At 57.9% G+C, this 11355-nt stretch carries 13 protein-coding genes and 1 pseudogene; all 14 read left to right on the top strand.

Features of this window, described 5'->3' with window-relative positions; translation table 11 throughout:
* Window positions 1-233 (top strand): annotated as a pseudogene (locus NKH52_RS10990) (capsular biosynthesis protein CpsI); the annotation flags it as partial.
* Between the two features lie 97 nt (window positions 234-330).
* Window positions 331-1161 (top strand): glycosyltransferase family 2 protein, encoded by an 831-nt coding sequence (locus NKH52_RS10985; RefSeq protein WP_352730831.1) that lies wholly within the window; start codon window positions 331-333, stop codon window positions 1159-1161.
* Complete coding sequence (locus tag NKH52_RS10980) at window positions 1158-1349, top strand: hypothetical protein (protein WP_352966987.1); 192 nt, start codon at window positions 1158-1160, stop codon at window positions 1347-1349. The genes NKH52_RS10985 and NKH52_RS10980 overlap by 4 nt, the downstream gene beginning before the upstream one ends.
* Before the next feature lie 32 nt (window positions 1350-1381).
* Window positions 1382-2425, top strand: a complete 1044-nt coding sequence (locus NKH52_RS10975) for a hypothetical protein (RefSeq protein WP_352966985.1) — start codon at window positions 1382-1384, stop codon at window positions 2423-2425.
* The gene (locus NKH52_RS10970) at window positions 2418-3194 is read left to right on the top strand and encodes a class I SAM-dependent methyltransferase (protein ID WP_352730828.1); all 777 of its coding nucleotides are present in this window, start codon (window positions 2418-2420) and stop codon (window positions 3192-3194) included. The genes NKH52_RS10975 and NKH52_RS10970 overlap by 8 nt, the downstream gene beginning before the upstream one ends.
* A gap of 7 nt (window positions 3195-3201) precedes the next feature.
* The gene (locus NKH52_RS10965; RefSeq protein ID WP_352730826.1) at window positions 3202-4011 is read left to right on the top strand and encodes a class I SAM-dependent methyltransferase; all 810 of its coding nucleotides are present in this window, start codon (window positions 3202-3204) and stop codon (window positions 4009-4011) included.
* Window positions 3989-5146: a glycosyltransferase gene (locus NKH52_RS10960; RefSeq protein WP_352730824.1), complete on the top strand. Its 1158-nt coding sequence runs from the start codon at window positions 3989-3991 to the stop codon at window positions 5144-5146. Before NKH52_RS10965 ends, NKH52_RS10960 begins: the two co-directional genes overlap by 23 nt.
* Window positions 5143-6285, top strand: coding sequence for a glycosyltransferase family 4 protein (locus tag NKH52_RS10955; protein ID WP_352730822.1), 1143 nt, complete (start codon window positions 5143-5145; stop codon window positions 6283-6285). The genes NKH52_RS10960 and NKH52_RS10955 overlap by 4 nt, the downstream gene beginning before the upstream one ends.
* Before the next feature lie 57 nt (window positions 6286-6342).
* Window positions 6343-6777: a hypothetical protein gene (locus NKH52_RS10950; RefSeq protein ID WP_352730821.1), complete on the top strand. Its 435-nt coding sequence runs from the start codon at window positions 6343-6345 to the stop codon at window positions 6775-6777.
* A 152-nt stretch (window positions 6778-6929) separates the two neighbouring features.
* Window positions 6930-7988 carry a Fic family protein gene (locus NKH52_RS10945; protein ID WP_031212199.1) on the top strand — a complete coding sequence of 353 codons (1059 nt, stop codon included), beginning with the start codon at window positions 6930-6932 and terminating at the stop codon, window positions 7986-7988.
* A gap of 653 nt (window positions 7989-8641) precedes the next feature.
* Window positions 8642-8968 carry a hypothetical protein gene (locus NKH52_RS10940; RefSeq protein WP_245490444.1) on the top strand — a complete coding sequence of 109 codons (327 nt, stop codon included), beginning with the start codon at window positions 8642-8644 and terminating at the stop codon, window positions 8966-8968.
* A 332-nt stretch (window positions 8969-9300) separates the two neighbouring features.
* Window positions 9301-9621: a hypothetical protein gene (locus tag NKH52_RS10935; RefSeq protein ID WP_352730820.1), complete on the top strand. Its 321-nt coding sequence runs from the start codon at window positions 9301-9303 to the stop codon at window positions 9619-9621.
* Between the two features lie 121 nt (window positions 9622-9742).
* A complete protein-coding gene (locus tag NKH52_RS10930; RefSeq protein ID WP_352730819.1) occupies window positions 9743-10552 on the top strand; it encodes a tyrosine-protein phosphatase in 810 nt (269 codons plus the stop codon).
* Complete coding sequence (locus tag NKH52_RS10925; RefSeq protein WP_031212196.1) at window positions 10552-11334, top strand: polysaccharide biosynthesis/export family protein; 783 nt, start codon at window positions 10552-10554, stop codon at window positions 11332-11334. Before NKH52_RS10930 ends, NKH52_RS10925 begins: the two co-directional genes overlap by 1 nt.
* Window positions 11335-11355: the final 21 nt, after the last annotated feature.

The following is an 11355-nucleotide window of genomic DNA, read 5'->3' as shown; positions in this document are numbered from 1 at the left end:
ACATCGGCAACAACAACCCGGTGAAGCTGACCGCCTATGTCGAGGCGCTGGAAAACGCGCTGGGCCGCAAAGCCATCGTCGAACTTTTGCCGCTGCAGCCCGGCGACGTGCCCGATACCTTCGCCGACACCTCGGCGCTGGAGCAGGCGGTCGGCTACCGCCCGACGACGACAGTGATCGAGGGCGTCGGGCGGTTCGTCGAGTGGTACCAGGCGTATTTCGGGCGGGGATAAGGCTCGGCGTTTCCCGGCTGATCCGCGCTGTTCCATGATCACGTAACCAGGAGCAGATGGAATCGATACGGCTCGCAAACAGGCAGTCTGCAATCCATTGCAGTCCCAGGCGCTATTGAGCGTCTGCATCCCCACGTTCAATCGGCGGGATCGCGTTGCGGCGCTGGTTCAGCAACTGTTGCGTACGGACTGCCCATTGCAGATATGCGTCCATGTCGACGGTTCGACCGACGGAACGAACGAAGCGCTTGCGGAAATCGCATTTCGCGATGCCAGGTTGGTGGTCACCACCGGCCCGAATGACGGCAGAGGCCGCGCGATGTTTTCGGCGATTGCTTCCGCCACTGGCGACTATTGCATGGTCTTCGATGATGACGACGATCTCTTCACCGATCGCTTGCCGGAAGTCTGTGAGCACCTCTCGCAGAGAAGTGTCGATGAGAAGATTGCGGGTTTTGTGTTCTCGATGGCTCTTGGCCACCCAGAGACGGCAGCAGAGCCGTTTCCGTCGGAACGGACAAACCTGATAAAGATGCGGGCCGACGAACGGGTGGTCGGCGACAAGAAGGAGGTCATCAAAACTCCTTTGCTTAAACGGGTTGCCGTGCCCCCAGCGGGGCGGTTCCGCCGTGTTCCAACATCTCTTCTCTGGTCCAGATTGGCGATCGAATACGACGTTATCTGTGTCAATGTCGAGATTGGACGAAAACGATATTTGCCGGAGGGGATGACGGCAAGGATTCGGCTTCTTCAGCGGCAAAATGCATACCCGATGTTGTTGCTGAACTTGAACTACATCAAGGCGTTCTGGCTAGGACGATATCGGTCGGTTCGGTTCCTGGGCAAGGCGGTTCTTGCCTGTTTGAGCTTTGGTGCCTTGAGTTTCCCGTTCTTGCTCAAGAGGTCATTCGTGGGGGTGACTTCATGAAAGAAGCCAGCCTGTGGAAGTTGGTGGAAGCCATCGTAATACGAATTGTTCCTGGTCTTCTGAACATAGCGACGTTGCTGTACATCGGCAGCCATCTGGAGACTGGACAGTACGGTATTTTCAGCACGACGATTGCAACAGTTTCATTTATTTCGACACTTGTTTTGGAGTCGCGACCTATTCGGTAATGCCGGTTTCCGCAAAAATGCATGCCGCGGGAATGGGTAGAGAGTACGTATCGTCCATTTTGACCGTGCTGGCAGTTGTGGCGTTGTTTGTCATCCTGGCTGGACTGGCACTGACGTGGCTGGGATTTGGCAATGCCGTTGCCGCGACCATCATCGTTTCTTTCGGCTTGCACACCGCACTTCAAGAGATTTTGAGGTCACAACTGCGTTTGTGGGCGTACGGTTGGTCGGCGATTGGCCAGGCCGTCGCATACCAGGCAGGAGCCATAGTCCTGCTTGTCGGAGATGCGAAAGTAGGCTCGGCTCTTGCAGCCTTTTCGCTCAGCTATTTCGTCGGAGCGCTGATTTCATTTGCCTTGCTGGGACCTAGGAAGCTGAGACGGCCTGGCTTTTCCTATCTTGCCGGGTCTCTGGTCACTGGCTGGGGATTTGTGTTGAGCAATCTGGCCGAGAGCGGCATGTTTGTCGGCATTCGATACATTGTTTTGTTGCTTGGCTCCGAGACCCATCTCGGCGTCTTCTCGTTCTGTGTCGATCTTTCACAACGGTCCGTCGGCTTCTTCATGAATGCGGCCAGCTTCGTATTTGTGCCAAGGGCGTTTCTCAGTGCCGCAAATGGAAACGTCAGGGAGTTCCGGCGCGGACTGTTCGAGGGAGCGGCCATCGCACTCATTTTTGCGACCGCGGCCGCGGCCGGAATAGTTGGCCTGTTTTTCTCAGGCCATGCCTCCGGATGGCTGGGGAAGTCTTTTAACCCTGTGGTGTTCGGGATCGTTTCTTGTGCTGTTCTGGTCAACAGGACGAAAAAGGTGATCATCGATCCGTTTGCGCTTCGGTCGAGCAAAGCGATGACGTTGACCTATTCCTACGCGATAGGGGCGTCGGCTTGCTGTTGTCTGGCGGCATTGGGCCTTTGGTGGCGGGTGCCGCTTGGCAGTGAAATGGCGTTTTTGTTCGGATATGTCGTTGCCGCTGCCTGTTCCTTTTTCGCATTGAGGAATGTGATTGCAGACCAAGGGTCTGGTGCGAAACAGCGCACTGTTTTGGTGGTCGGGCCGGATGCCGGAAATGAATGAGAAGAAAGCACTTTACGACGAGGAAAACAGGCGCATCGTCCATGTCGGCACGGTGGCTGATGACGACTATTGGGATTCTCACTGGGCCGAAGGGATTGTCTTGAGGCCGGATCGCTTTGTCGTCGAAACCACCAAGCGATACCTGACCGGATCGGCCAAGATCCTGGACGCTGGATGTGGCTTGGCCAATACGGTCCATGGCCTCCACCAGGCAGGCTTTTCCGCCTACGGGATCGACTTCGCGCAGAAGACCGTGGGGATGGTGAACCGTGCCGCGCCCCATTTGCAAGTGACCGTGGGGGATGTTCGAGCAACGGGCTTCGCGGACGAATTCTTCGATGGGGTGTGGTCTCTGGGGGTGATCGAGCACTTCTTCGACGGTTACGATGAGATCGCATTGGAGATGAGGCGCATCATTCGGTCAGGAGGAGTTGCCTTCGTGACGGTGCCGAGCATTTCTCCTCTCCGACGGCTGAAGATCAGAATGGGTCTCTATCCCAGGTTTTCAGGTGAACAGGCCGGATTTTACCAGTTCGTTCTTGAGCCGTCTTCGATTGTTTCCAGTTTCGAACAGCACGGCTTCAAGCTTCTGGGATCACAGCCAAGGGGAGGCTTCAAGGGGCTGAAGGACGAGACATTTTTCTCCAAGCCGATGCAGGCCTGGTACGACAGCAAGAATGGAATCCTGAGAGGTTTGCGTGCTGCCGCGGACCGGTTGCTCGGCCCATTTTCGCATCATACGCGGCTCTACGTCTTCCACAGGATATAGCGCGCGGATGTCAAATCCGAGTGGGCGCAGATCGCCAGACGAAACCGGTGGTGAAGCAGTGTCGATTTTGCGAAAGTTTGTTCGCGCGAATGTGGCCATTTCCGAGTTCCTGGACAGTGCTCTGCCGCGGCGCCTTCGCATCGACGGCAACCGGATCTTTGCGACGGAGATAGCACCTCCCTTACTTACCTCAAACGCACGGGTTTACGATCTTGGCGGGGGTGCCAGGCCGTTCGTCAGTCTTTCGGAGAAGCGGCGCCTGGGGCTTTTTGTCGTTGGGCTCGACCTCGACGCGGAAGAGTTGTCGAAAGCGCCACGCGGAATATACGACGAGGAGATTGAAGCGGACCTTACCTCGTTTAGGGGGAGGGGCGATGCTGACGTCGTCATTTGCCAGGCAACGCTCGAGCACGTCCGTGATGGCGAGGGTGCCCTGCGCGGCATTGCCAGTTGCGTGAAGCCGGGAGGCATGGTTGCCATTTTCTCGCCCTCGCGCAACGCCGTTTTTGCCAGATTGAATCGGGTCCTGCCGGAGGGGATGAAGCGACGGCTGCTTTTTGCGATCTATCCTGAAAAGGGCATGGGTCATGACGGGTTTCCGGCCTTCTACGACAAGTGCTTGCCCAGTGACGTCGAGACAATCGCAAAACGGAACGACCTGGAACTTGTCGAGCGCCGTCTGTTCTGGAAAAGCTCCTACTTCTATTTTTTCGTGCCGGCCTTTCTCGCCTGGCGCATCTGGTTAGGCGTTTCGGCCCTGTTTCTCCGCAAGGATGCCGCTGAAACCTACGCCTATGTCTTTCGGCGAAAACAGTGAGTTCCCGCGGCTCATGAAAAGAAAGCTCGCGCTGATCGCCATTCCGCTCGACAGAAGAGGCGGTGCCGAAACCATCCTGAAACTTGTTGCGCGCGCACTCGCGAGGCGACCCGACTGGGACGTCGAAATCGGCTTCTTGGGTAGCCAGGCGGCGGGCGAGGCCGCTGGATCACACCAGGACGGAATTCGGTGCAGCTACGGCTTTGGCGGCGGCAAGGCCATGAGCGAGTTTTTGCTCGCCCCGCGGCTGCTCCGGCGTCGGTACGATTTGGTGTTCTCGAGCCACGCACGGGTAAACTCGTTTCTGGCTGCCGCTCGAAGCATTGGACTTCTCCGCAGCCATAGGCTGGTCGCCCGCGAGTCCACCGTACTTCTGGATCGCTTCAAGGGTCCTCGCGCGCTCGCTTACAAGGCGCTCTACGCTGCCTATGGCAGCCAGGACATGATAGTCGCGCAAACGAGCTATATGAATGAACGCTTGCGTGACGTATTGCCCCGGCGAGCAATCGCCAAGTTGTGTACTTTGCCCAACCCGGTCGACGACGATCTCATCGTCAAAATGTCCATGGAGGCATTGTCCGGGCACGACGCCGAGATACTTTCCCGCCGTCCGCAGATAGTCTGGTGCGGCCGGCTGATTGATGTGAAGCGTCCGACGATCGCGGTTGATGTGCTGGCCGAAGTCAGACGAAGGACCGGCGAGGATTATGAGCTGACCATGGTTGGCTCTGGCCCCATGGAAGCGGAGTTGAGAGCCCGCGCCGGCAAGCTTGATCTGGCCTCGCGACTAAATCTGCTCGGCCAGAGAGACAACCCGTTTCCGCTGTTTCGCGCAGCGCGTGCCGGCATGCTCACGTCGGCGACGGAGGGATTTCCCAACGTCCTTCTGGAAATGATGGCTTGCCGGATTCCCGGCATCGTCACCACCCCCTGTGCGGGAGATCTGGACATGCTGTCGGGCCTGGAGATTTCTGCCGGCTTTGGCCCGTCGGAAATTGCGGAAGCACTGCTGAAGGTCATTCAAGGCGGTGATCGGTCGGCCTTGTACGGAAAGACCTTGTCGGAAAGATCGCCGGATCGGTTTGCGGATATGCTGTTGAGAGCGCCGTCGTCATATCCGGGTGGGCAGAGATGACGGCCGTTGCTCGCAACAAGATAGTCGTCTCGATAAACACATCCTGGAATGTCGTCAATTTCCGCAAGGGACTGATCGAGGCGCTGCGGAGCCGTGGCTATGACGTGGTCGTCGTCGCGCCGAGAGACGAGTATTCTCCGCTGATTGGGGCCATGGGCTGCCGCTATGTCGAACTCGACATGGACAATTCCGGCACGTCACCGTTGCGGGATTTGGTCCTTCTGTGGCGCTACTGGCGTCTCTTGCGGCGCGAGAGACCGCTGGCGTTTGTCGGCTTCACGATCAAGCCCAATGTGTTCGGCTCCATCGCGGCCAATCTGAACGGCATTCCCGTCATCAACAACATTTCGGGATTGGGGACGGCGTTCGTCCGCGGTGGTCTGCTGCTCAGGATTGCCAAGGCCTTGTACCGGGTGGCATTGGCCCGTTCCAAAGTGGTTTTCTTCCAGAATGACGATGACCGGATGCTGTTCGTCGACGAACGTCTGGTTCGCAAGGATCGAACCGCGCTTTTGCCTGGCTCCGGCATCGACCTCGTGCGTTTTGCCCCGTTGTCCGAAGCGCGCACCGGGTCTGGCGCCATCGTCTTTCTTCTCGTGGCCCGGCTTCTCTGGGACAAGGGTGTCGGCGAGTTCATCACGGCGGCCCGTCGGGTTTGCCGTGAGGTGCCCGGAGTGCGTTTCCAGCTACTCGGCTTTCTTGATGTCGAAAACCGGACCGCGGTCAGCCGCGAGCACGTGGAAAAATGGGTTGGCGAGGGATTGGTCGAATATCTCGGCTCCACCGACGATGTGCGGCCTTTCATGCGTGCCGCCGATTGTGTCGTGCTGCCCTCCTACAGGGAGGGAACGCCGCGCTCGCTGCTCGAGGCGGCTGCGATGGGCAAGCCGCTGATCGCAACCGACGTGCCAGGATGCAGGGAAGTGGTGGACCACTCCGTCAATGGCTTCCTATGCAAGGTGAGGGACCCTGATGACCTTGCGAGCAAGATGGTCGAGTTTGCGCGGCTGGACGGCTCGTCCAGGGACAGGATGGGGGCACAGAGCAGAAACAAGGTCGAGCGGCAGTTTTCGGAAACGATCGTCATCGAGAAGTACATGCAGCAGATAGAAAGACTGAGCGCCCTTGCGACGAAATGAGCGGACCGGCCGCACAGGGTCGGATGGAGGATGGTTTTGTCAGTCAGGAGCATAGCGTTGCTTGCCGTCGTGGCTGTTTTGTTTGGTGTTGGCTTTCTGGGCATCATCGTGATGCAGAGGGGCGGCCCGTCCCCCGCGAAGCCGGTAGCCGAGCTCAAGCCGTTTGACGGCAAGCTCGCAATCCCATCGGTCGATGATCTGCGCGTCGGCGGTCGCAAGATCCTGCTGTGCGGAGCGGCGTTTTCCAGGCCTCAGGCTATGCGCCTCCTGGTGACGGAAGCGGCGCGCCGAGACTACCAGGGGCTCGTCCTGGCCTGCAAACCTGTCGGTGCCGGAACACCTTGCGACGGCAAGATCGCCTCCAGGGTTGGCGATACCCTTGTTGTGCAGTGCTTGACGACCGAGGGCGAAGATTTGGCCACCATACTTACGCAGGGCGGAATTCTCTGCGGCCAGCCGGTTCAGGCCGGCGCAACGTACAAACCTTGCTGAGCAGGTCGCCAGTAAAGACCGGAGCCTCTTGCGGCGAAGTGAGTGGGTCTTGTTCTCAAGCTGGCCGGCTGCCCGTATTTGGGTATTTATGGGTCCTTTCTTGGGTATGTCGGTTCTTGAATTTTCGGGTATTTGTGGGTATATTTTTGGGTATGACCCTGAAGATCGACTCTCTGCAAATTACCACCGAGATCCTTGCCCTGGTCTCGGAGATCGACGAATTCAAAGGGGCTTGGCGAGCGCTGGGCGCGCTCGCTCCGGAGCGCCTATCGGCTCTGCGCCGCGTTGCGACCATCGAGAGCATCGGCTCTTCTACCCGTATCGAAGGAAGCAGGCTTACTGACGGCGAAGTGGAGCGGCTGCTCGCCAACCTCGACATCAAATTCTTTGAGTCCCGAGACGAGCAGGAAGTCGCCGGATATGCGCAGGTCATGGAAATGATCTTCGCGCATTTCGATGCGATTGATCTGACCGAAAACCACCTGACACAACTACACCGTGACCTGCTGGCGTTCAGCAACAAGGATGAACGCCATCGCGGTGCATATAAGACACTCGCCAATAATGTCAGTGCGTTCGATGCCGACGGGAAAGAGATTGGCGTCATTTTCGAAACGGCGACGCCCTTCGATACACCAAAGCGGATGAAGGAGCTTATCGAGTGGACTCGCAACACACTCAACGAGCAAAGCCTGCACCCTCTGCTCGTCGTCGCAATCTTCACGGTGGTGTTTCTGGAGATACACCCATTCCAGGACGGGAATGGACGGCTGTCGCGCGTTCTGACGACGCTCCTGCTGATGCGCAGCGGATATGCGTATGTGCCTTACTCTTCCCTCGAAAGCGTGATTGAGAACAGCAAGGAAGGCTACTATCTGGCGCTACGTCAGACCCAGAAGACGATCCGCAGCCCGAACCCCAATTGGCAGCCATGGGCTGTGTATTTCCTGCGCGCTCTGCAGCAGCAAAAGCGGAGGTTGGAGAAAAAAATCGAGCGGGAACGCCTTGTGCTCGGCACGTTGCCCGAACTCTCGCTGCAAATCGTTGAGGCCATCAATGAGCGTGGGCGCATAACCATCAGCGAGATCGTCAACTTGACAGGTGCAAACCGAAATACCGTCAAAAAACACTTGGCCATTCTGGTCGAAGCGAACCATCTGGCCCAACATGGAACCGGCAAGGGAACGTGGTACGGCCAAAATAGGCGGTAAAGGCTCCAAGTCTGAGGCACGTCGACTTGGTGAATTGGATCGAGGTGGGGGCATGGAGCCAGATCTCTATGGCCGAGAGATGAGGAATGGGTAGCCGAGCCGGCCGTCTACCCCCGTTGGCCGCGATTGGTATCGAGCCGATCTCGAATTACATGCTTGTCAGCAGGAATATCTACACCGAAAATGTATCTATAATTCAATATATTAGCTTGGGTGTCGGAAGGTTTGGCGCGCTCAGCTTGGTCAAATCTTATCGAGCCAGTCACCGCGGAAAGGAGACTCAAATTTTTGCCCGATAATAAGAACCTGTGAAAGTTAGTCGAAAACTATTAATGCGATTGGGCTAAAGTACTGTGCTCGGACAGACACGCATCAGCTTAATCGCCTCGCGCGCGCGAAACAGGTTGGAATTGTGGCCAAAAACTGGTACGCGCTGATGCACTGCCTTTGACTGGTGCGTCTGAAGTGGTGCAGCAAGAAGGGATCGAAGACTGATGAACCTTGTGGTTAAAACTGCGCTTGCCGTATTTGTCGTGTCAATCGGGTTTGGTCCAGCTTCATCGTTTGCCCAGGATGCTTCGTGCAGCTGCGCGACACCCTATCAAGGTTCGGCAAACCCGATCGGATCCATCCGTTCCGCCATCGGTGATGTGATGGTGTCGCAGACGGCGGGCTATGGCGCTGCCAAGGTTGGAAGCGCGCTCGATTTCGGCAGCCGTGTGGTGGTTGGCGCCAAGGGCGCGGCCTCCGTTCTGGTCGGCGGCTGCAATCTGGAGGTTTCGGCCAATTCGAGCCTCGACGTTTCCCGCCTTGGCAACAACATTTGCCTCAAGCTTGTCGGCTCGGAGCAGACGGCTGCTATTCAGCCCTCCGGCGGCGGCGCTGGGTTCGGTCCGCCGGAGGCGATTTTCGCCGGGGCGCTTCTGACGTCTGGCGTGCTCGCGGCGACGCAGGACGACGACAACGGCGTCAGCCGCTGACGAAGTATGGCGGCGTCGGCCGCTGTAGAGAAGGGTCTGGATAGGTTGGCGGGGCCGGCTGGTTTATTGGGTTTGTTAACCATATTGTTCTATTGCTTGGGGCGGGGCGAGCTGTAATTCGTACCAACAGGGCGAGTTACAGGTTTTGGTGGGGTAAAATGATGAGTTGCCATCGGTTCGGGGCTGCTTTTGCTTTTGTTGCATTCGTCGCAGGGGGCGTCCTGTTCGCCGCGCCCGAGGCTGTAGCTCAGCAAACCTGTTCCTGTCTTGCGCCCGTGCCGGCGTCCGAAGACGCGATAGGTCGTCTTACGCAGGTCCGGGGTGATGTCCAGATGTCCCAGGCCAGCGGCTATGCAGGGGTGGATGCCGAGGCGCCGGTGTATGCGGGCGCGCGCATCATGACCGGGGCGCAGGCGTCTGCTTCGCTGGCTATCGGAGCCAATTGCGCGCTCGATATTCCAGCCAATGCCACCGTCAAGGTCGACCCTATCGAAGGCGGCATGTGCGTTTCGCTTGAGACACCATCTGCGACGATCGTACCCGCCAGCTCAGAACCTGGCATGCTGCCGGTTCTCTTGGGCGGCGCCGCCGTCGGTGGTGCCGTCGCCCTTATTATCGGCCTGCAGGATGACGACGACGCGGTCAGCCAATAGGCGGGATACGACCCCCGTTGTTTTGCGTAAATTTGCCAAATGCGTCATTCGCCTTCATGCGGGTGACACGTTTCTATTTTTGTCGAGGCGAAGCTTTGCCTCCTCTCAACCAGAAACGCCAATGATCGACCTGCATTCACATATCCTGCCCGGTCTTGATGACGGTTCTCCTGACTTGGCCATGTCGCTGGAGATGGCACGGCTGGCAGTCGCCGACGGTACAACGCATATGGCATGTACGCCGCATGTAATGCCTGGGTTTTATGAGAACGCCACGCCAAACATTGCCGAGGCTGTTCAGGCGTTGGAACTGGAGCTTCATCGCGCTGCCATACCGCTTACCCTATACGTTGGCGCTGATGTTCATCTCGCGCCTGATCTTCCCGATCGATTGAGGCTTGGTACGGTGCCGACTCTGAACGGATCCCGCTATTTCCTGTTCGAACCGCCACATCACATTCTGCCTCCGCGGCTCGAAGACTTCGCCGCGCGTCTCATAGGCGCCGGCTTCGTGCCGATCCTCACTCATCCAGAGCGGTTGACCTGGATCAAGGCGAATTACGACGTCATCGAGAGGTTGAATACGCTAGGCTGCCTTATTCAGCTCACGGCTGATTCTGTGACGGGGGCCTTTGGACGTACGGCGCTCTACTACTCGGAGAAGCTGCTGGATGAGGGCAGGGTGGATATTATCGCCTCCGACACGCACGGCGCCAGCCGGCGGCGGCCAGGGCTTTCGCAGGCGGTTCTCGCCATCGCGAACCGGTGTGGGGAAGATGAGGCTTACAACATGGCAGTGAAACGCCCGGACGCGATATTGCAAAATCGACCGCTCGTGCCCATCGGAAAGCAAAGCGCGAGGAAATCGGGCGGCAGCAGTGCGGGGCGGTTTGGCGGATTGGGCCGGTTGTTCAAGAGCGGGGCTCTTTGATGGGCATTTTCGATCTTGCAAGAAGTCATGCAGGCACCGTGCCCGCTTTGCTCGCATCGCTAGCAATATCTGCTTGCGCAAGCACTTCGTCGACATCGACGTCCTCCACCAGTTCTGTCGATGCGCTGCAGCCGATGGCGTCTTCATCGGCGCTCTCAGGCGGTGGTACGCTGCAGGTGGTCAAGGATCTCCCGCCGCCGCAGAATACCCAGAACGGCAGCGAGCAGCCGCTGTCTGCCAACGATGTACTCGAGGTCAGTGTGTTTCAGGTCGATAATTTGAACAGAACAGTTCAGGTCGACGCGGGCGGGCAGATTTCGCTTCCGCTGATTGGAACCATGACTGCAGCCGGCAAGACCGTTCGTCAGCTCGAGAAGGAAATCGAGACTGCCTACGGTGAAAAGTACTTGCAGTCGCCTGACGTGACGATTTTCGTCAAGGAGTCGATTGGCCAGCGCATCACGGTCGATGGTGAAGTCAACAAGGCCGGCATTTATCCGGTGTCCAGCAGCGCTTCCTTGCTCGACGCGATCGCCCTTGCCGGAGGGTTCAATCCGGTCGGTGATGCCGGTAAGGTCTTCGTCTATCGCAATGTCGGCCAAAACAAGCTGGTCGCAAATTACAATGTCGAGGAAATCCGCGCCGGCAAGAACCGCAACCCGCGGATCTATGGCGGCGACGTGGTCGTCGTTTTTGCTTCGAAGTCGAAAATCGCGATGAACAATTTGAAGGATGCGCTGGGCCTAGCCTCCAGCGCTGCCCGCATTGCGGTCATTCCGTAGACACGGACAACCCCAGGATCA

The sequence above is a fragment of the Mesorhizobium sp. M1066 genome (genome assembly GCF_040318635.1).
Taxonomy (GTDB): Bacteria; Pseudomonadota; Alphaproteobacteria; order Rhizobiales; family Rhizobiaceae; genus Mesorhizobium.
Note: the sequence above shows the minus strand (reverse complement) of the source record. Positions and strands in the feature narration are given on the sequence as shown.

Coding starts and splice junctions, on each gene's coding strand:
- NKH52_RS10935 (WP_352730820.1), top strand. CDS start 9,301: ATGTCCCAGGCCAGCGGCTATGCAGGGGTGGATGCCGAGGCGCCGGTG.
- NKH52_RS10940 (WP_245490444.1), top strand. CDS start 8,642: ATGGTGTCGCAGACGGCGGGCTATGGCGCTGCCAAGGTTGGAAGCGCG.
- NKH52_RS10975 (WP_352966985.1), top strand. CDS start 1,382: ATGGGTAGAGAGTACGTATCGTCCATTTTGACCGTGCTGGCAGTTGTG.
- NKH52_RS10945 (WP_031212199.1), top strand. CDS start 6,930: ATGACCCTGAAGATCGACTCTCTGCAAATTACCACCGAGATCCTTGCC.
- NKH52_RS10980 (WP_352966987.1), top strand. CDS start 1,158: ATGAAAGAAGCCAGCCTGTGGAAGTTGGTGGAAGCCATCGTAATACGA.
- NKH52_RS10970 (WP_352730828.1), top strand. CDS start 2,418: ATGAATGAGAAGAAAGCACTTTACGACGAGGAAAACAGGCGCATCGTC.
- NKH52_RS10930 (WP_352730819.1), top strand. CDS start 9,743: ATGATCGACCTGCATTCACATATCCTGCCCGGTCTTGATGACGGTTCT.
- NKH52_RS10960 (WP_352730824.1), top strand. CDS start 3,989: ATGTCTTTCGGCGAAAACAGTGAGTTCCCGCGGCTCATGAAAAGAAAG.
- NKH52_RS10965 (WP_352730826.1), top strand. CDS start 3,202: ATGTCAAATCCGAGTGGGCGCAGATCGCCAGACGAAACCGGTGGTGAA.
- NKH52_RS10925 (WP_031212196.1), top strand. CDS start 10,552: ATGGGCATTTTCGATCTTGCAAGAAGTCATGCAGGCACCGTGCCCGCT.
- NKH52_RS10955 (WP_352730822.1), top strand. CDS start 5,143: ATGACGGCCGTTGCTCGCAACAAGATAGTCGTCTCGATAAACACATCC.